Origin of the sequence: Chondrinema litorale, from assembly GCF_026250525.1 — a bacterium.
GTDB classification, from domain to species: Bacteria; Bacteroidota; Bacteroidia; order Cytophagales; family Flammeovirgaceae; genus Chondrinema; species Chondrinema litorale.
On sequence record NZ_CP111044.1, the window covers coordinates 358,894 to 377,867 of the forward strand.

The 18,974-nt window shown below is 35.0% G+C and carries 25 protein-coding genes and 1 pseudogene; 20 read left to right on the forward strand and 6 right to left on the reverse strand.

All coding sequences use genetic code 11. From position 1 onward, the window contains the following. Positions 1-175 precede the first annotated feature (175 nt). From OQ292_RS21730 to OQ292_RS21760, 7 genes and pseudogenes are all read left to right on the forward strand, one after another. On the forward strand, positions 176-538 hold the full coding sequence (locus OQ292_RS21730; protein WP_284685754.1) for a hypothetical protein: 363 nt from the start codon (positions 176-178) through the stop codon (positions 536-538). A gap of 16 nt (positions 539-554) precedes the next feature. Further along, the gene (locus tag OQ292_RS21735) at positions 555-1,547 is read left to right on the forward strand and encodes a reverse transcriptase domain-containing protein (RefSeq protein ID WP_284686511.1); all 993 of its coding nucleotides are present in this window, start codon (positions 555-557) and stop codon (positions 1,545-1,547) included. A gap of 391 nt (positions 1,548-1,938) precedes the next feature. Then, positions 1,939-2,337: pseudogene (locus tag OQ292_RS21740) on the forward strand (Mu transposase domain-containing protein); the annotation flags it as partial. 123 nt (positions 2,338-2,460) lie between these two features. Further along, positions 2,461-3,195 carry an IS21-like element helper ATPase IstB gene (istB, locus tag OQ292_RS21745; RefSeq protein WP_284686512.1) on the forward strand — a complete coding sequence of 245 codons (735 nt, stop codon included), beginning with the start codon at positions 2,461-2,463 and terminating at the stop codon, positions 3,193-3,195. Between the two features lie 512 nt (positions 3,196-3,707). Then, positions 3,708-4,277 (forward strand): Crp/Fnr family transcriptional regulator, encoded by a 570-nt coding sequence (locus OQ292_RS21750; protein WP_284686062.1) that lies wholly within the window; start codon positions 3,708-3,710, stop codon positions 4,275-4,277. 90 nt (positions 4,278-4,367) lie between these two features. Next, positions 4,368-4,727, forward strand: coding sequence for a bleomycin resistance protein (locus OQ292_RS21755; RefSeq protein ID WP_284686513.1), 360 nt, complete (start codon positions 4,368-4,370; stop codon positions 4,725-4,727). 109 nt (positions 4,728-4,836) lie between these two features. Further along, positions 4,837-5,208 (forward strand): VOC family protein, encoded by a 372-nt coding sequence (locus OQ292_RS21760; protein ID WP_284686063.1) that lies wholly within the window; start codon positions 4,837-4,839, stop codon positions 5,206-5,208. A 21-nt stretch (positions 5,209-5,229) separates the two neighbouring features. Here OQ292_RS21760 and OQ292_RS21765 read toward each other — a convergent pair whose 3' ends face one another. From OQ292_RS21765 to OQ292_RS21795, 6 genes are all read right to left on the reverse strand, one after another. Further along, complete coding sequence (locus tag OQ292_RS21765; RefSeq protein ID WP_284686064.1) at positions 5,230-5,547, reverse strand: hypothetical protein; 318 nt, start codon at positions 5,545-5,547, stop codon at positions 5,230-5,232. Between the two features lie 217 nt (positions 5,548-5,764). Further along, a complete protein-coding gene (locus OQ292_RS21770) occupies positions 5,765-6,559 on the reverse strand; it encodes a helix-turn-helix domain-containing protein (RefSeq protein ID WP_431733775.1) in 795 nt (264 codons plus the stop codon). A 17-nt stretch (positions 6,560-6,576) separates the two neighbouring features. After that, positions 6,577-7,308, reverse strand: coding sequence for an ISL3 family transposase (locus OQ292_RS21780; RefSeq protein ID WP_284686065.1), 732 nt, complete (start codon positions 7,306-7,308; stop codon positions 6,577-6,579). Positions 7,309-7,575: 267 nt separating this feature from the next. Beyond that, entirely contained in the window at positions 7,576-7,866 is a 291-nt protein-coding gene (locus OQ292_RS21785) for a hypothetical protein (RefSeq protein ID WP_284686066.1), read from the reverse strand. 14 nt (positions 7,867-7,880) lie between these two features. Further along, on the reverse strand, positions 7,881-8,156 hold the full coding sequence (locus OQ292_RS21790; RefSeq protein ID WP_284686067.1) for a hypothetical protein: 276 nt from the start codon (positions 8,154-8,156) through the stop codon (positions 7,881-7,883). 18 nt (positions 8,157-8,174) lie between these two features. Then, positions 8,175-9,500, reverse strand: a complete 1,326-nt coding sequence (locus OQ292_RS21795; protein ID WP_348970642.1) for an IS4 family transposase — start codon at positions 9,498-9,500, stop codon at positions 8,175-8,177. Between the two features lie 690 nt (positions 9,501-10,190). Between OQ292_RS21795 and tnpA the strand changes: the two genes are divergently transcribed. The 13 genes from tnpA to OQ292_RS21855 all read left to right on the forward strand — a co-directional run bounded on the left by tnpA (position 10,191) and on the right by OQ292_RS21855 (position 18,705). Next, complete coding sequence (gene tnpA, locus OQ292_RS21800) at positions 10,191-10,496, forward strand: IS66 family insertion sequence element accessory protein TnpA (protein ID WP_284686068.1); 306 nt, start codon at positions 10,191-10,193, stop codon at positions 10,494-10,496. Between the two features lie 41 nt (positions 10,497-10,537). Beyond that, the gene (gene tnpB / locus OQ292_RS41130; protein WP_431733781.1) at positions 10,538-10,750 is read left to right on the forward strand and encodes an IS66 family insertion sequence element accessory protein TnpB; all 213 of its coding nucleotides are present in this window, start codon (positions 10,538-10,540) and stop codon (positions 10,748-10,750) included. Beyond that, positions 10,657-10,863: a hypothetical protein gene (locus OQ292_RS21805; RefSeq protein ID WP_284686069.1), complete on the forward strand. Its 207-nt coding sequence runs from the start codon at positions 10,657-10,659 to the stop codon at positions 10,861-10,863. The genes tnpB and OQ292_RS21805 overlap by 94 nt, the downstream gene beginning before the upstream one ends. Before the next feature lie 47 nt (positions 10,864-10,910). Beyond that, on the forward strand, positions 10,911-11,927 hold the full coding sequence (tnpC, locus tag OQ292_RS21810; protein WP_284686070.1) for an IS66 family transposase: 1,017 nt from the start codon (positions 10,911-10,913) through the stop codon (positions 11,925-11,927). Further along, a complete protein-coding gene (locus tag OQ292_RS21815) occupies positions 11,900-12,226 on the forward strand; it encodes an IS66 family transposase (RefSeq protein ID WP_284686071.1) in 327 nt (108 codons plus the stop codon). Before tnpC ends, OQ292_RS21815 begins: the two co-directional genes overlap by 28 nt. After that, complete coding sequence (locus OQ292_RS21820; protein ID WP_284686072.1) at positions 12,223-12,453, forward strand: transposase domain-containing protein; 231 nt, start codon at positions 12,223-12,225, stop codon at positions 12,451-12,453. The genes OQ292_RS21815 and OQ292_RS21820 overlap by 4 nt, the downstream gene beginning before the upstream one ends. A 336-nt stretch (positions 12,454-12,789) precedes the next feature. Then, on the forward strand, positions 12,790-13,401 hold the full coding sequence (locus tag OQ292_RS21825; RefSeq protein WP_284686073.1) for a hypothetical protein: 612 nt from the start codon (positions 12,790-12,792) through the stop codon (positions 13,399-13,401). A gap of 585 nt (positions 13,402-13,986) precedes the next feature. Next, positions 13,987-14,679, forward strand: coding sequence for a hypothetical protein (locus OQ292_RS21830; RefSeq protein WP_284686074.1), 693 nt, complete (start codon positions 13,987-13,989; stop codon positions 14,677-14,679). A 473-nt stretch (positions 14,680-15,152) separates the two neighbouring features. Next, positions 15,153-15,794, forward strand: a complete 642-nt coding sequence (locus tag OQ292_RS21835; protein WP_284686075.1) for a hypothetical protein — start codon at positions 15,153-15,155, stop codon at positions 15,792-15,794. Between the two features lie 152 nt (positions 15,795-15,946). Further along, entirely contained in the window at positions 15,947-16,636 is a 690-nt protein-coding gene (locus OQ292_RS21840; RefSeq protein WP_284686076.1) for a helix-turn-helix transcriptional regulator, read from the forward strand. Between the two features lie 62 nt (positions 16,637-16,698). Beyond that, complete coding sequence (locus tag OQ292_RS21845; protein ID WP_284686077.1) at positions 16,699-17,661, forward strand: alpha/beta fold hydrolase; 963 nt, start codon at positions 16,699-16,701, stop codon at positions 17,659-17,661. Continuing rightward, positions 17,654-18,232 carry a YdeI/OmpD-associated family protein gene (locus OQ292_RS21850; protein WP_284686078.1) on the forward strand — a complete coding sequence of 193 codons (579 nt, stop codon included), beginning with the start codon at positions 17,654-17,656 and terminating at the stop codon, positions 18,230-18,232. Before OQ292_RS21845 ends, OQ292_RS21850 begins: the two co-directional genes overlap by 8 nt. A gap of 101 nt (positions 18,233-18,333) precedes the next feature. Continuing rightward, positions 18,334-18,705, forward strand: a complete 372-nt coding sequence (locus OQ292_RS21855) for a DMP19 family protein (RefSeq protein ID WP_284686079.1) — start codon at positions 18,334-18,336, stop codon at positions 18,703-18,705. Positions 18,706-18,974: the final 269 nt, after the last annotated feature.

Sequence of the window (18,974 nt, forward strand, 5' to 3'; positions counted from 1 at the left end):
TAGGCCAAACGTGGGAGGTCTTTTGGGATAAAGATTGGCCATCTTAAAAGGAGGTATATAAGCATAGCGAAGTTACCTTCTGTCCCAAAAGAAGTCGGAGGGGGCCATATTACCGAAAACGGTAAGGACAACATAACCTTATCCAGGGAAGGGCTCCTACTTTAGTAAAGTTTATATGGAAAATAGAATGACAAGTATTGATGCAAATCTACTAGCTAGTCCATCCGAACAGGATGAGCGGATTCGTATTCTCCAAAGGAAACTATACATTCGAGCCAAGCAAGAGCCTGAATTCAAGGCGTACAGTCTCTATGGGAAACTCTGTGAGGGTATGACCTTGGTCACGGCCTACTACCGCGTCAAAAGCAACTACTCGGAAGGAGTAGGGGTCGACGGTGAAAGTTTCGAGACCATCGAAGAGCGAGGATTGAAATCATTCTTAGAAGAGATACAATATTCGCTGATAAGTAAGGGCTATAGAAGCCAAGCCGTCCGACAGGTACTGATTCCGAAAGAAAAAAAAGGGGGAGTATCGTAAGCTAGGGATTCCAACGATACGCGACCGTGTAGTCCAGATGGGGGTAAAGATGTTGATAGAGCCCTTGTTTGAGGCAGACTTTATCGAGACTTCCTATGGATTTCGACCAAAACGGGGAGCCAAGGATGCAATAAAGCAGGTAAAACTGAATATCTATGAGGGTCATCAATTCATTTACGATGCGGATTTATCGCGTTACTTTGATACGATACCCCATGATAGGTTGTTCATCCTCCTAAAACAACGGTTGACAGACGGAGGGATATTGGGTCTTCTCCATCAGTGGCTGGTCTCACCGATACAACTCCCTAACGGGGAGTTGCTATTGAACAGGCAGGGCAGTCCACAAGGTGGAGTGATTTCACCCTTGTTATCGAATATCTATCTCCATGCTTTTGACAGAATCGTGAACGACCCACAAGGAAAGTTTGCGAAATCGGGCATCAGGATAGTTCGCTATGCCGATGATTTCCTATTGATGGGCAAACAGTATTTCAGTAAGGATATACTGGGCTATATCGATAGGATTATGGAAAATATGGGATTGAGCTTGAACAAAGAGAAAACAAAACTGCTCCATAGTTGTCGGAGCAGCTTGTTCTTCTTGGGATTCGAGTTCCGTTACATCGCCTCCAAGTTCACGTGGAACAGGAACAAATACACAGATGTCCGGCCGAGTATGAAATCTCGCTCGAAACTGTTCTGCAAACTTCGTGAACTGTTGTCCAAGCGTCGACATTGGCGTATGGAATGGATAGTGTGGAAAATCAACCGTTTATTAATCGGTTGGTTAAACTATTTTTCAATAAGTAAAGTGACCCATGTTTGGGAAACGGTTAAAATCATCAAACTACATCTTAGCTATAAACTGTTCAAATGGATGAAAAGTAAAGGAAGGAAAGCGCATCGGAAGCTACGCCAGCGACCCTATGAAAACCTGGTTAAATCCTATGGATTACTGGACATAGAGAAGTATGCACGCTTGAAAACCCTTGCGAAAGCAGAATGAAGAATACTATCGGTAAGCCGTGTGAGGGAAAACTTCATGCACGGTTTGATGAAGGGGGCTCTGACAGTCATAAAAAAAAAAAAAAAAATTACTATCTTGTTATTTTAACAAAGTAGTTTAAGACTGTCAGGCTCTACTCTACTCAGCAGTTTTTTTCTTTAAAATAACTCAACCAGGCAATCCATAATAAATTGATGGAGCATAACATGGCTAACTTTACTGGTAGAGATTATAGTAGATTATTACTATTCAATCAAATCGAAAAAAGCTTATTATCGGCTTTACCTCAGGAAAGATATGAGTTTAAACAGTTTAAGCAAGCTACTGTATATAAAAGCTCCCATATCTGGTTGGGAGAGGATAAACATTATCGGGCGCCGAGCGCTATAGTGTCCCTTATCGATTTTTAAAAAAGAAAGTGAAAGTGGCTTATTCATCTTCCAGAGTAGAGATTTTTTACAAACATACTCGTATAGCTTGTCATCAAAGAGATAGAAGAGCCTATCAATATACCACTCAAAAAGAACACATGCCTTCATCTCACAAGTTTATTGCCGAATGGAACCCCAATAAATTTATCGGGTGGGGCTTAGCGATTGGACCAGCCACTGGGGCTTATATCGAGAAGTTACTTCATTATAAACTTCATCCTGAACAAGGATATAAGGCGTGCATTGGTATATTAAAATATGCAGACAAAACCACTATAGGCAAAGAACGATTAGAAAATGCTTGTAAAAGAGCCGCGCCACGGTGGCTTTGTTTTATGAAAGCTATAGCTATCGTATAATCAGTAATATTCTTGAAAAAGGACTAGACAAAATAGATATGGAGCAAGAAACACACATCAATTTACCATCGCATGAAAATATACGTGGTAAAGATTATTATAAATAACTTATACTTTAAACTGATGAATACCTCTGTAATAAAAAATCGATTAAGTGAATTAAAATTCTTTGGTATGCAACATGCCTTTCAAGCTTATTTGCAAACAGGTCAAGATCAATTATCTGGAGTTGAACTCTTGGATCATCTACTTCAGCAAGAATGGGAGTTCCGGCAAAACCGGAATATATCTACGCGGATTAAACAAGCACGCTTCCGCTATCAGTCTACTGTGGAGCAAATCGACTGTACAGCACATAGGAACTTGTCTAAGGACTTATTACTAAGACTAGCTGACTGTTCTTTTATTGAAAAAAAGGAAAACATCTTGATTACTGGCCCTACTGGTGTTGGAAAAAGTTTTATTGCTTCCGCTTTAGGTCATCAGGCTTGTATGATGGGATATAAGGTATTGTATTTTAATGCTATTAAACTCTTCTCACAACTAAAAATGGCAAGAGCTGATGATACTTACTTAAAGGAATTAAAACGTATGGAAAAACACCAACTCTTAATATTGGATGACTTTGGATTACAAGTGCTAGATCATAATACCTGTTTAGCTTTACTAGAAATTATTGAAGATAGACATGGTAAAACTTCTACAATTATAACTTCCCAAATGCCGGTAGAAAAATGGTATGATCTGTTAGGAGAAAAAACTATCGCAGATGCTATATTAGATAGATTAGTTCATGCTTCTCATCGAATAAAATTAGAGGGAGAATCCATGAGAAAAGTAAAAAACTCTACCAACTAAAATAAATACAATTTATATTTAAGTAATTGATGGGATTAACAGGCATTTACTTTTCTAAAAAATACTGGTAAACTTTTCCCCGGATTGAGTGGTAAACTATTACCAGAATATACAACTAAAGTTAGCTGATTTAGATTCCTTATCAAATATTATAAAAGTAAGTACATATCAAATTCTTTTTTTTACTTGATATTTAACTTTAAATGCCCAAATAGCTTCAGATGAATATCAATTAACTACAGAATATTATATTCAATCGATTTTAGGAATTCAGTTTTTTGCCATATATAGTTTCAGGTTGTCTCACATATTAATATTTAAATAAGCATATACAAGGTGCCAAAAGTAAATAATCAGGATTTTCAGGTATTATTTTTTTCTAATAATATAGAAATACCTAGGAAAATACCATTTGCAAAAGCTGGCTGTTGCGTATATTTTTAGTGTAATTGTAAAGCTAGACTTTGTTTATTATTTGTGGGTGAATAGATTCGTAACTTCAAGTTGATGAAATGGCAATCGATATAGAAATAAAAAAATCCCTTTTAAAGCTTTATCCTTTTTCGGAACAAAACCTAGATATTTTTGCGGATAAAATAACTTTTAAGCACCATAAAAAGAAGGAATTTCTAGTAAGAAAAAATCAGATTTGCAGGGAGTTAAATTTTGTTATAAGCGGGAGTTTTAGATTATATACAGAAACCGAAAAGGGCGAATTAACCTTGCATTTTTTCACCGAAAACAGTTGGAGTTCAGATCTTGAAAGTTTATTAAATCGTAAGCCTTCCAAAAATTTTATTGAAGCAATAGAGCCATCAAAAATTGCAGTTATTTCCTTAAAAGACATTCATCAACTCATGAATCTGCATTCAGATTTTCATATGTTAAATGGCTTATTAGCAGATTTTTCCATATCGTCTTCTCAAATAATTTCCATAAACACTAAAAGTCCAGATAAGCGTTACAAAGACCTTTTGAAAAATCATCCTGACTGGATAAATCGTTTTCCTCAAAAGTATATCGCATCCTATTTAGGGATAACACCTGAAACATTGAGCAGAGTACGAGCAAGAGTGGTATAATTTCTTGATTACAATCAATTAAAATCTGGGGAATAGAAAGCAATTTTGTACGTGAAACTAAAAGTCTAATTTTGATTAAATTTTATGGAAATGCTAATTGATATTAACCCAAAATTGCCAATGCGAAACAAAGAAATCACAAAAACATTTTACTTGCAAAAATTGGGTTTTAAGGTATTTGGTAATGCTGATTATGATGGATACCTGATGGTAGAAAGAGATAAAATCCAAATTCATTTTTTTGAATTTAAAGAACTTAATCCAAAAGAAAATTATGGACAAGTCTATATTAGAACTAATAATATTGAACAATTATACCAAGCTTTTATAAACAATAAAACTGAGATACACCCAAATGGAGCTTTAAAAATGAAACCCTGGGGACAGAAGGAATTTTCAGTTCTTGACCCTGATAATAATTTATTGACTTTTGGACAAAGTTTAGGTTGAATAAAGGCTGAGAAATCAAAAGAAGTAGGGGGAAGGCCAGATTTTAGGTCTTCCCCATTTTAGGCAAAAGTTTTGAAAATCAATTGAAAGATTTAATGTCAAATTAATTATGAAGTTTACCCATTTAGTCCCCAATGTGTTTTACAAAGACATAAAAGAAGCCTTAAAACTATTTATTGATTGCCTCGAATTTAAAATTGAGCATGATGAAATACATTCAGCAAATCCATTTTGTGTGATTGAAAAAGATGGTTTGCGCATCAGTCTTTTTGAGGACAATAAGTTGGCAATGGAGCATAACCCTGAGTTTAGACTTGTTTCCAACAATATAGATGAAGTATATAATAAAATAAGTAAATCCCATCCCGAATTTCTGCATCCAAATCTGAGCAAAATAACCCTTCGTCCTTGGGGAGCAAAAGAATTTGCCTTAAAGGATAAACAACTGGGAATTGTAATACAGCAATGGTCGAATGATTAGCTTTTAAAAAATGGTATTTGATTATAACCAATTTTTTTTTAATGGTTTCCATTCGTCAGATGTTCGCTTTATTTCTGAGTTATTAGCCCCTCTAGGATCGTTCTTGCAGTTGTTATATTCTGAAACTATCAGCCTCGCTAATTCTTGATATTGGCTATCAATTGGGCTAATGTGCCTGTCGTAACGGAGTTTGATCTTCTTGTAGTAGTTCACAAAGTGTTCATCAATTGGCTTTTTCAGAATATTCAGAGCATAAAAGTTAAGTACGAGTTGTTCGGGAGTTTGCCCAAAACAAAGACCAAAGAGAAATATGAGATTAAAAGTTAGGATGAATTTCATAAGGGAGGGTATGACTGCCAATGGTACAGTGTATGAGCAGTGGTGGTTTTTAAGCACTTACTGTTCAGTTAAACTGATTATTCCGGACTAACGTGGTTCATCATCATTTTTGGTGGGACCAATCAGGAAGTATCCAATACTCTAATTTTCAGTAAATCAAATCCAGCTCTACCATACATTTGTCTTTTTATATTCTTGAGTCTATTTACTTGCCCTTCTACTGGCCCATTGCTCGGGGAGTCCCACTCCAGTTATATGTAGCCGCAGCTTTTACTGCATCATAATCCCTACTTATAGACTTTCCAAACCTTTTCATGATTGCTATATCACTTTGCTTACATGCATCAATCCATTTTAAAAGTAACTCACCTTTTCTTTTAGCAAGTATGTTTCTGAATTGGATTGATAAACTCCTTGCTACTTGTATGTTTGGTTGAATTTGGCATAAGGCTTTAATGTATTTGTATTCTTTGACTTTCATTTCCTTTTGATAACTTAACAATAATCTGCTTACCTTCCTTGAACTCCAATTGATTATAACCGTTTTGGGTGGACTCTTTTCTTTTTCGCCAAACTGATTTACTATTGAATGAACACTTCGATAGGTAACTGGAATACCTTGTTCAACTAATAACTTCCATAGCTTTGTTGGACTTTTTTCTCCACAGCTCCAATGATATTTAAGTTCATTATAATAGTTCCGAGCTGAGTTCGATTTAACTGTAGGTAAGCTTTTTTCAGGATACTCTTCAAATTGCAAATATCTTTTAACTGTATTCTTGCTAATAGATAGCTTTTTAGCAATAGTCTTTTTTCCCATTCCTTGAGAAAACAAAGTCTTTACTTCTTTAAATATGAGTGCGTATCTACTTGGTTGAGAGGGTTTCTTTTGTTGGGATTGTTGAAGCAATTTTTCCTCTTCAGCTTGTAGTATTTTTTGTCTTTCCTCTTTTTCCAATGACCAAGATGCCTTTCGTAAATCAGAATTATGTTTCTCTAATAATTTCTGCAAACATTCTTTTAAATTTTTCAGTAAATGCCAGTCTGCGAGACCCGTCGATCTGCAACTTGTAAAGCATCTGGTGCGCCTTGTTTGGCAGCTTCTGCATAGGCTCCTGAACGATCTCTGCTAATAATTTCAATTCCAGGGTGAGCTTCTAACCAATTTTTTAAAGTTTCTGAGGTTCTATCAGGCAGCAAATCTATTGGTTTGTTTTTTTCAAGATCAACTAAAATTGTCCCATAATTATCTCCTTTTCTAAATGCCCAATCATCAACACCTAAAACTCTTGGTGTGGAGAAATTTTGAAGCTTTTTACTATGCATCAATCTTAGCAAAGTACTACTACTTACATTCAAAAATAATTTTTGACATAACTGAGAAGCTGGATTAGCACCTATTTTAAGAGCTATGGCTTGCATTTCTAGTTTTACGCGAGTGGTTTTACGTTGATATGCTTGTATTTCAGGTCCTAATCGTTCACAAAAAATTTTAAACCTGCATGCAGGATTTTGACAATAGTATTTTCTGACACCCAAATTTAATTTTAATTGAAAGTTGCATATAGATAAATCCTGTACTGTTCTGCAATAATAGCTATGAATATAATGACTGTTTTTCCCACAATGCGGGCATGCTACTGTAGTAGCTGTTCGTAAAATATCAATTGCCAACACAGGATATTTTCCTTCAGTATCTATTGTGAATTTTTCAAATTGTATTGCAGGAACTTTTGGTAGTAAGGATTCTAGTAGGTTCATCTTTTTATTGTTAAATCTACCAGAAATTCAGATTTTTAATTTCCCACCAAAAATGATGATGAACCACATTCACCGGAATATGTAGTTAAACACGAAGAAAGAAAAATTCCTAAACTTTCAGACTTGTGATTAAATCGCTATTGCTTATACACATTTTGTTCTCTGCTGGCTTTCTTTCATACTAGTTGTCAATCAGTGTTGGAGAAACTATACTCTATGGCAAGTTTTGGTGATGCAGTGAGTAATGTGACTTGCAATGTGTATTGTTTAAGAGTCGGTGTTCTTTTTTTTCCGTCCCTCCATCATCGCCCACATAATAACATCTCGAAAATCAACTTTGGCACATTGAATCAATTCAGCTACATCATTTACATTTCCTTTAGCTAATTTTAAAATAGCCTGTTGTGTATTTAGTAGATTTTCTTTTGATGCCGCCATTGTATTATTTTGCCTAACATACGTCATTTTAAGAGATGCAAGCTCATTAATAACAAATGGTACTTCTTCCGATGTAAACTGCCGGTTAATGGTATCGATTATTTTTTGATCTAAATCCATGGCGTTTTCGTGTTTTATTTGTCGTAATATATCCTACGACTTTCAACGGTCTTAGTATAGTCGTTTAGATCTTGGCGCAGTATTTTTGCCCCAAGAGCCAGACTTTCAGTAGTATCATCTCCAAATTTTTTATCGACTATCGTTAAAACATAATCAACCATGTACGGATGTGTAAAGTCTGATTCTTTTACCTCGACAGTTAAATTATTGATGGTATAGAAATATATCCAACTTGTTACAATCTTCTGAAACAACTTTTCTTGTTCATTTGGTGAGAGTGTGTAAGTCAATGCCGTCAACTTAAGTCATTATAGTGCTTTTTTCTTATTAAGATGAAACTTTCTCCTACTTCTTTTGAACTTATGTCTTTTGAAGGAGCGATTGGGTACTACAGCATTTTTACTTCTTTTTATCTGCTCTTTGAGTTGACTTAATCGGTAAGCTATATCTTTTTGAGTAAACAATAACTTAATCAGTTCTCCCCTTAAGATACCTGTGGCTACTACCTTGTTTATTTGATAGTGATATTTATTACCTTTTTTTCCTTTTAGTGCATCAAGTTCTTGCTGTGCTTCTGTTATTAATAGTTGGATTAAGTTACTGGTAAGTAAACTGGCATGATAATCTTGTAATATGCCTTCTGCAGTCTTGCTGGAAAAGTTTTCCAATTCTAGTGTATGCTTTAAGTAATCGTAATAAGTTTCTATTCCCCAGCGCATACTATAAAGTATTTTAAGCTCTGTGGCAGGTAGCTCAAGATTGGTTATCAAATATTCTATTTCACCTCCAGAAAGTGGAATTTTTACAACTCTTATGGTTAAAGGTTGAGTATGTATGCTTTCTTTTTTCACACCTTTTTTTGTGTACCAAACCTTTGCTGATAAAATCACCCGAGCTTCTAGTTTATCAGAAGCTGCAAATTGCGCTACCTCCTTACAAAAATTTCGCTTGCAACGAATCAGGAAACTACCACCGTTCATTTCTATGGTTTTACATAGGTCATAAGATGGATAAGCTCTATCCATAAGCCAAATAACTTTGGGTCTGAGCTGAGGCAGGTACTCAGAAATTTGGTGATAAATGACCCGAAATAAGTTTTGCTCACTTTCTGAATTCCTCGCTAATGCTCCTTGAATTACTACATGATTGAGCACATCATATACTACACAAGACCTACCCATGGGCATACCCGTATCAGTATGATTCTTCCAAAGGCCAAAATGTTTTACTATAGCCGGTGAAGTTGGAAGTTGGCATAGACTCCCATCCACAGCAAAAACATAATAAGTGTTTTGATAGAGACTGCTCAAAGATGTTTGATAAAATCCCTGTACATACTTTCGATTCAGAGCTATAAAGGCAGTATGCTTCAACTTTTTGCGGGCTTTACTGAAAGCTTGTTTACTGCAAGTCGAATAACTGCCAATGGTGTTAAAAAAATTACTCACTTCAATACTGAGGTTCTTTACAACCCGATTGATTAAAATAGCGGCTATCTGTGAGAATCCCAATAGTCGTTGCCGAATAAAATCTTGTGACTTCATACTATGTTGCTTTTGAAAGTCAACACTAAAAAGTTCAGATTTAAGTAGCTCAAAAAAAAAGTAGCATATGTTTCCATCTTTTAAACCGATTACTTAAAGATAACAATCTTTTATCAGCTTAAGTTGACGGCATTGAGTGTGTAAGTCTTACCGTTAAGATGTAATGGTTCAAAATCCAGATTAAGGTGTCGGTTAAAGTCGTTATATATTTTGTCAAAACGCTCGCAATCAAGGTTGCTGAATAAACAGTTTATATTTTTATTTTGAACACGTAATTTTCCTTTCTCATCAGTTATTATGAACAGCTTTGAGGTGTCAATTTGCGGTAGGAATGGTCTAAAAAAGTATATATTCTTCTTGCTTGCCATTTTTTTTTAAGTTATCATTCAAAGTTTTGTTAAACAATGCACCTTCAATTTCATTCTCAAAAGACATTTAACTATCAAATCATAATACCGATGTTTTAGCAGTGTGATATTATCTTTCTCACAACACCGTGAATCTTCATTAGTAATTCTATTTTCATCTACGATTTTGTTTAAATTACGTCTATTACTTTTTCTAACATATAATGTATTACAGAAACAAAAACGGCAATTACAATAAGCACTGTAAAACGTATAGCCCTTGTATTTTTACATTGTTTTAGTTTCTTTTTCAGATGAAAAAAATCAAAAAGTATAAATAAAATAGCAATACATAACCCTACAATTGTATCCCCCCAATAAACCAGCCTATTATATTTAAGTCTCATTGCCTTATTTAGCTGAAAAAGTAATTATGCATACCTCTAAAGAAATGTTTCCAGTAGTGGAAGACTGGTTGGCTAGTGGCTTGACTCAAAAAGCATATAGTCTACAACATAATTTACCACTTCATATCTTACCTTACTGGGTATCTCGATATCGCAAGCGAAAGTCTGAGTCAACTCCAAAAGAAAAATCAGCAAAGTTTATTCCTGTAAACTATGAAAAGCCAATACTTCAAGGCGTAGAAATAGAATTCCCCAATGGCATCATCCTCCGTTTTTCAAAAGCAGTATCACCTACTTATTTACACCAAGTCTTGAAGCTATGTTCGGATTAAACTCCCAACAACGCTTCTTTCTGTGTGATCAACCGGCGGATATGCGCAAGGGCTTCGATGGATTGAGTGGTTTGGTAGAAAACTATATGGGACAAAAAATCTATTCAGGAGATGCCTTTATATTCTTAGGCAAACGACTTGATCGTTTAAAGGTGCTTGTTTGGCCGGCACCCCGGTGGGAACCCAGTGGTTTTATTCTTTACTACAAGCGGTTAGAATCAGGTGGCCGGCACCCGGTACGTTTAAATTACTAACAGGTAAATCCTCTTCTATTTACCTGAGTTATAGTGAGTTTTCTTTGCTACTTGATGGCTTGGAAGTGGCAGTTACAAGACGTAGAAAACGCTATGAAAAACCACTAGAATAGTTGCTAAAATCATTGTCTAACTGACTATTGAGTAGTATTTTAGAGTTATGACAGGAACAGGAGATACTACTTTATTAGAGCAAAATGCTGCATTAATAGAAGAGAAAAAACAACTCTTGGAGCAGGTTGAATCACTTAAAGCTGAGCTATCAGAATTAAAGCGTTTGATCTACGGTAGCAAGCGAGAACGATTCATTCCTAGTGATACCAATAGTAAGCAGCTCACTTTGCCATTAGATGAAAATGTTTCTGCTGAAACACCTGCCAAAGTCAAACAAACCATTAGTTATCAAAGGGCTACTCAAGGTGAAAAGCTGCCCCAAGGCTCATCTCGCCAGCCATTACCAGCACATTTACCTCGCAAAGAGGTAGTGTTAGAACCTGAAGTGGATACCACTCACATGCGCAAGATTGGAGAAGAAATTACTGAGGAGTTAGACATGACACCTGCTAAGGTATTTGTTCGTCGCTACATCAGACCTCGTTATGTGAGTAAAGAAGAAGAGTTTTATATAGCCAACCTACCAGCCAGACCAATTGACAAGGGTATCCCAGGCCCAGGACTACTAGCCCATATTCTGGTGGATAAATTTTGTCACCACCTACCATTTTACAGACAACAAAAAAGGTTTAACCAGTTAGGGATAAAGATTGCTCCTAGTACTTTAGGTAACTGGTTAAAGCCAGCTTGCCAGTTACTAGACCCTTTATATGAGGCATTGAGGTTTGAGGTATTGAATAATAATTACCTGCAAGTTGATGAAAGCCCAATTAAGGTGTTAGATGATACCAAAAAAGGAAAGACTCACCGAGGTTACTACTGGCAGGCACTCCTGTGGGTGTACTATTCTCCAGAGCAACAAGTTGTATTGTTTGATTACCAAAAAGGCAGATCTAGAGAAGGTCCAGTCAATATGCTACAAGGTTATGAAGGCTATATCCAAACAGATGGGTACAAAGTCTATGATCAACTCCTTGAAGAAGAAGGGATGAACATCATCCTTGTTGGATGCATCCGGGTGCCGGCCAGGCACCTGTGCGCCGCTACTTTGAAAAAGCTTTAGATAACAATGAATCCAGAGCCAGGCATGCCTTGCTATTATTCCAGCAATTGTATGCTGTTGAACGTGAAGCAAGAGAAAACAAACTAGATGCTTTACAGCGATATGAGCTTAGGCAAGAAAAATCTCGTCCAATCATGGATATATTGGGACAATGGATTGTGGATGAGTATCCTAAGGTATTGCCCAAATCTATCATTGGTAAAGCCATGCATTATCTGGCAGGAAGATATAATAAGCTGTATGTATATCTCAATGACGGCAGGTTAGAAATAGATTGCGCGGCAACCGTAACAACTTGATCGAAAATAATATTCGACCAGTGGCTATTGGCAGAAAAAACTATTTGTTTGCTGGGTCACATGAATCAGCACAAAGAGCAGCTATGATGTACAGCATATTAGGCAGTTGTAAATTACATCAAATCAATCCATACGAGTATCTGCAAGATATATTTGAAAGACTTCCAGAGCATCCCATCAACAAAATAAATGAGTTGCTACCACAAAACTGGAAAACCACGAGCTAATAAATACTCTTATTTTTAACAATAGCTACTTGGTGAGGTGGATACAAAAAAGTGATCAAGTACCAATTGGTAATATTACGAAAATGCAAGCCGATCAAATCCTGAAACAATGGGGAATACGTTAAATGTGGCTGACAAATGCTTTGAATGAATGGGATTTAATCGGTCAGGAAGTTTTGTGGAGATTAGAAAGTCCGCCACAAGTTTTAAATTTAAATCAAGTCGAGGTTATGTGCGAGACGAGAGGTTGGTTCTTTCTAATTCCCACTAATCATAGCTATGCGATATCCGAGATGAGTTATAAAGAAAAAAAGAAATTAAATTATTAGCATAACAATGAAATATTCAGAAGCCAAAAATAAGGTTTTAGAATTCTTAAATAGAAATGAAGAAAACATTAGGAAAATGGTATATGAGCCAGCTATAGAATTTGAATATGGCTGGATATTCACATTTGATCAAGAAGGAGTTTTTCATCCTAAGATAGATGAGGTATTAAAAAAAATAAAATCCTTGAAAGACGCCAATCTTACAGACAACCAAATTTTTGAGAATTTAAGTGATGAAGATCTTTCAATCTATGAAAATTCAATAGGACTGGTTGGGCAAGCACCTGTTTTTATTGATAAAGAAAATGGAGAAGTCTCTTATTGCCTAAATCCTTCTATAGAGCTTGAAATACAAAAAATAAAGGAGCAAAAAAGAGGAAAAAAATTTTATTTGAAATTATATTTTATCGAAGATATCAGGGGGAACCCTAATAAAATCAAAGAATTAAAAAATCAACTTGGCTTTACAAATTCCGATATTTTAAAATTCTTTCATAAGAAAAACAACGATGAGCCAATTTTTGAACTAAAATATTATGAAAAATTACTCTTTTACAAAGGTATATTCGAAGAGAATTCTATTAAAATAAAGATAGAGGAACTTGAATTGAAGGAATAAAAAAACTCGAATGACATAGCTATACCCGCTATATTCCGCTTCGCCCCATACGGCGGGTAGCTCAGGCATTGTATAAAATTAATAGCAATCGAGCTAGATATCATTGATTTTAAATTCTAGATTGAGTTGCAACCTGCCTCACTAGTTTTTGGAGGAGAATATAAAGATGCTTCAGGTCAATTGATTTAAAAAAGATTGGTAAATTTAAGTGTACCCAGTTGTCAGATTATTAGAAAGTTTCATGAAATCCATAATAATAAATGGAACAGAGTAAAGATTAAAAAATCTAGCTTAAAAGGATATACCGCAGAATTTATTTGGGATGTAAAATGGGAACAAGAAGAAACGAATTCACATTTAATCCTTAAATTAGAGAGAGATAAATGGTTTTGGGATAAATAGAAAACAGGTTTTGATACAAAATGCCAGCTTATTCGTATTGGCTATTTTTTTTTTGAATAATCAGTTAAATGGTGGATTAGCTGGTTTTGGCAGGGTCTGATTGGACGAATTATGAAACTTTAAAAGACTTTTTAAAACTAATCACAATAGATTTTCAATCTAAAATTTTTTAAATAATAGAGTATGAAAAACATAATTCCTTCAAAAAAGGCTGACCATTATTTCTTTTCGGTTATGGCTATTTATTATTTAACTACAGCTTTATTGGGTTTTGGATATTCATCAACAAATATAATTTCCAATGGAGGAGAGATTCCACTTAGAGCTATAATTCACGGAACATTAGGAGGTATCTGGTATTTCCTCTTCTTTCTTCAGGTTTTATTAATAGTCATTAAAAAGAAAGAGTTACATAGGAAGCTTGGCAATACATCAGTACCAATTATTTTATTAGTATTTATAACAGGCATTTATGTAGTCTTGCTGAGAAAACCTCTATCTTTTGAGCCGGCTCCATTTGCTTTTATGGGAGGTGAGTTAGCATTGTTATTATTGGGAGTAATCTTTACTGTTCTTGGTTTTATGTATAGATACAACCCACATTACCATAAAAGATATTACCTAATGAGCATCATTGTTCTAAGTGGAGCAGGTATACTTCGATTTTTTAATTTTCTAGAAGTTAAGATGTTTAATGATCTAGTAGTTATCTTTTTCATTCCCTTCCTTTTAATTTTCTTATTTGACTTGATTGTATACCGAAAACTTTTCAAAGCTACGTGGATAGGTTTTCTACTCTACATTTTCTTTCAGTTTGTGTTAGCAGGTTATTTAAAAATGATTGCTGACTACCTAAGGCCATTGATGAAATCTTAAATTATAAAGAAAAAAGGGGGAGCTTTCTTACTTAAAAAAACATAGACAAGCCTTTGGTATAATTACCCCAAATCGCAAAGGTTTTCGTTTATAACATATGAACAAACCAATTTTCTATTTTGATAAACCCGGTAAATGGGATTTAATAACTATTCTACTTTATCTCGGGCTAACTGCATTTATCTTCCTAACTAGCATCTCAACAAAAAGATTTTGTAGGCTTGTTCAAAGAGTATCACCAACTTATTGAACAGGCTTTCATTAAGTCCATTACTTGCTTTCAATTCAGGTATCTTTATAAGGAATAGCGATGTTTATCATAGAGATAATAATCTTTGATAATCAATTAGTTACCTTAGAACAAGTTAATTCATAAAAAGCAATTGAATGGCTTATTAGATGGTTTTGGTTAAATTTGGCGGGTAGAAGTAAGTATATTACTATCTTAACAGCTCTGCACTATACTTGAAACTATGGGACTGATAATTAATTGGATTGCAATCATTTTATCTCCTGTATTCAATTATTTAATGTTTCAGGTTTTAAAAGAAAAACCTAAAGCACAAAAAGTAACTTTGGGAATATCGGGATTTGTTGTACTCATCTTTCTTCTTGGTCAGTTGATGTGTATTGTATGTACAATGAGAATTATAAATGAAATAATACTTGCGGTTTTCTATTTGAGTTGTTGTCATCTATTTTGGCAAGTAAAGAGGATAAAGGGAAAACTTATTAGGTATTTGTTTATGGTAACTGGATTAATTCCAATGTTACTCGGGCTGCTTTTGGGAACAATAGGAGTTATAGGCTTCGGATTAGGATATGAACAATTGTGGTCGGACAGGCAATATAAAATTTCTAACAATCTGAGATTAGAAATTGGTTCACTCAGCAATTCTCTGGAACCTGGGGGGATAAAGGTCGATATTTATCACAAATATTCTTTACTGCCCCTTCAGCAAAAAATAATATCGAAGACTTTTGATGATTTTTATATTGACTTAAGCAGTGTAAGTTATATATACAATGAGGCAAGTCAGGAAATTAAAATTTGGACGGAAGGGGATAGATCGAAAAAACACTTGAATGAAGTAATAAAAATAAAAGGTAGTTAACAAATCGTAAAAGAATGTTGGGATAAGACTTACTGAAGGGCTTTTCATTACTGAAATTAATCGTACCATGAAGATACTTTTTTGCTGTTAAAACTGCATAGTTTTTATCTTAGCATTACAATCCAATACAAACAAAATTCAACAATTGCTGAATGGAAGGAGACGATGTTAAAAGGATTTCGAGACTGACTGCGATTTTAACACAGTTACAGTCCAAAAGAAGGTTGACAGCAGCAAGTCTTGCTGATAAATTTGGTGTGAGCACTCGAACGATTTATCGGGATATAAAAGCACTTGAAAAAGCGGGTGTTCCCATTTTAACTGAAGAAGGAAAGGGCTACACCTTAATGGAAGGTTATAGAATTCCACCAATCATGTTTACTGAAAAACAAGTAAACGCCTTGATACTGGCAGAACAGCTCGTTTTGAGAAGCAAGGATGCCTCATTTGTACAAGATTATTCAGAGGCTATTGATAAAATTAAGTCCATTCTAAGATATACTATTCAAGACAAAGCCAATCTATTAACAGATAGAACGCAATATAAAGAGGCACTTAATCAGGAAAGAAGCAGCAGTAATTTGTCTGAGCTACAAAACGCGCTTACCAACTACAAGCTGGTCAAAATAAAGTATATCAATAAAGAAGGTTCCACTACAGACAGAATTATCGAACCATTTGCCATTTTGAGTGCCGAAAATTGGTATCTAATTGCTTGGTGCCGCTTGCGAAAAGAATTTAGATTTTTTCGGCCAGACAGAATTCAAAGCATGGAAATTCTATCAGAAAATTTTGAGCCTCACAAATTGACTTTACAAGACTATTTTGACAAATACCAATAATTCTTACTACCCTTGACATAAGGCTGTCTAACGTCAGTCATACGTTTGCATCAAACATAAAAATGACAAACGTTTTGAACTCAATTCTTGCTGAAACAGGATTTCCAAAGCCTACTACAATTTCGGTCAATGGTGTAGAACTAGAAGTCTTTGAAGCAGGTCGACAAAATGCAGGAAAACCGATTGTATTATGTCATGGTTGGCCAGAGCATGCCTTTTCTTGGCGTTATCAAGTGCCAGCTTTTGTAGAAGCAGGTTACCATGTGATTGTCCCAAACCAACGGGGTTATGGTAATTCATCTCGTCCGATAAAAGTTACTGACTATGACATTGAGCACTTAGCTGGAGATCTTATCGCACTGCTCGATTATTACGGATACAAGGAGGCTACCTTTGTAGGACATGATTGGGGAGCGATGGTTACTTGGTGGTTAACACTGTTACATCCAACCCGTGTAAAGAGAATTATTGCCTTGGCTGTACCTTACCAAGTACGCGGAGAAAGACCTTGGATCGAGTGGATGGAAGAAATATTTGGTGGCGATTACTATTTTGTTCACTTTAACCGACAACCGGGAGTGGCAGATGCCATTCTAGATGAAAATGCTCCACAATTCCTTCGCAATATATTCCGTAAGAACATTCCCCAAAACATACCTGAACCAGGCATGGCTATGATCAATCTCGCCAAAGCAAAAGAAGCACAGGGTGAGCCTGTTATGAGTGAAAATGAACTTGCTGTTTTCGTCTCATCTTTCGAATCAACAGGCTTTACAGGAAGTATAAATTGGTACAGGAATCTTGATCGCAACTGGCAATTATTGGCGAATGCAAACCCCATCATCCAACAACCAACACTTATGATCTATGGAAATCAGGATGTGATACCAAAGTTTGAAGGATTATCTGCATTTGTGCCCAATGTTGAAGAAGTGAGTTTAGACTGTGGCCATTGGATTCAGCAAGAAAAACCAGAGGAAACCAACAAGGCAATCTTAAAATGGTTAGCACAACAAAATGGATAAGGATATAGAAACATTTTATCCTCAAAGCCAAACAGACTGGCGCAATTGGCTGGAGAAAAATCATCAGTCAAAACAGTCTGTTTGGCTTGTTCAATTTAAGTCATCTACGAAAATTGCTTCCATAAGCTGGAGCGAAGCGGTAGATGAAGCTTTATGTTTTGGTTGGATAGACAGTACAAGAAAGACGATTGATGAAAAGAGTTACATGCAATATTTCACCAGAAGGAAACCAAATAGTACATGGTCAAAAATAAATAAGGAAAAAGTAGCCAACCTCATTAAAAACAACCGAATGACGAAATCAGGCTTCGATAGTATAGAAATTGCCAAACAGAATGGTTCTTGGTCAATGTTAGATGAAGTTGAAGCACTTATTGTTCCAGAAGATTTAGATAAAGAATTGGTAAATTACGAAGACGCAAAAGAATTCTTTGATAGCTTAAGTAAGTCAGCTAAAAAGATTTTATTGCACTGGGTCATCTCAGCAAAAAGACCTGAGACAAGGCAAAAGAGGATACTAGAAATTGCACAAAATGCTAGTAAAAAACAGAAACCAAAACAATTTAGATGAAAATAACTTATTTGGATATTATGCAAAATGGCTAAATAGTGAGGTTATTAATTTCAACATAAGTTTTACTATTTACATTAAACACTATTTCAAACTAACTGATGTATAAAATAGAACCCATAAATAAAGAAATTGCGGATAGTCTAAAAGCATATGAATTAACAAATCGAGCTTTTACGAATATTGCCTTAACCTTTACAAATGGTAATAATGATTTAAAATCACAATTAGATAAAAAATCAATTGAAGAAAGAACCTTATACTATGTTTCAATTTTAGATATGCAAGTCCTTAATGGAGGTATTTACCAGTTCTTCAGTAATTATGGGAATCAATATGATACAGAAATTATTAATGCCATAGAAACAATAGACAGAAATGAACTAGCAAATGCTTTTAAGAAAATTTGTACGTTTGCAACGAAGGAATTTGAACAAGTAAAAGGTGACTATGATAAATTCGATAAGTCTTAGAAGTTGTCTAAAGTAGTTATACTGTAAAAATGCTTTTAACCAAAATATTATTCTTTTCCTCAAAAAGACCTGTAATCTTATATTTTCGAGTTCGAAAAAAAAGCTATCATTTGAGGGAAGTAGAATTTTGAAAAGTAGTTAACAAAACAAATAATCCATTTTTAGTAATTATGCCAAATTATATATAAATCAACTAGATTAATTTGTTATTTTTTATTTTAGACAACTTCTTACTATGAAAACGACATGAACAAATCAATGGACGAATA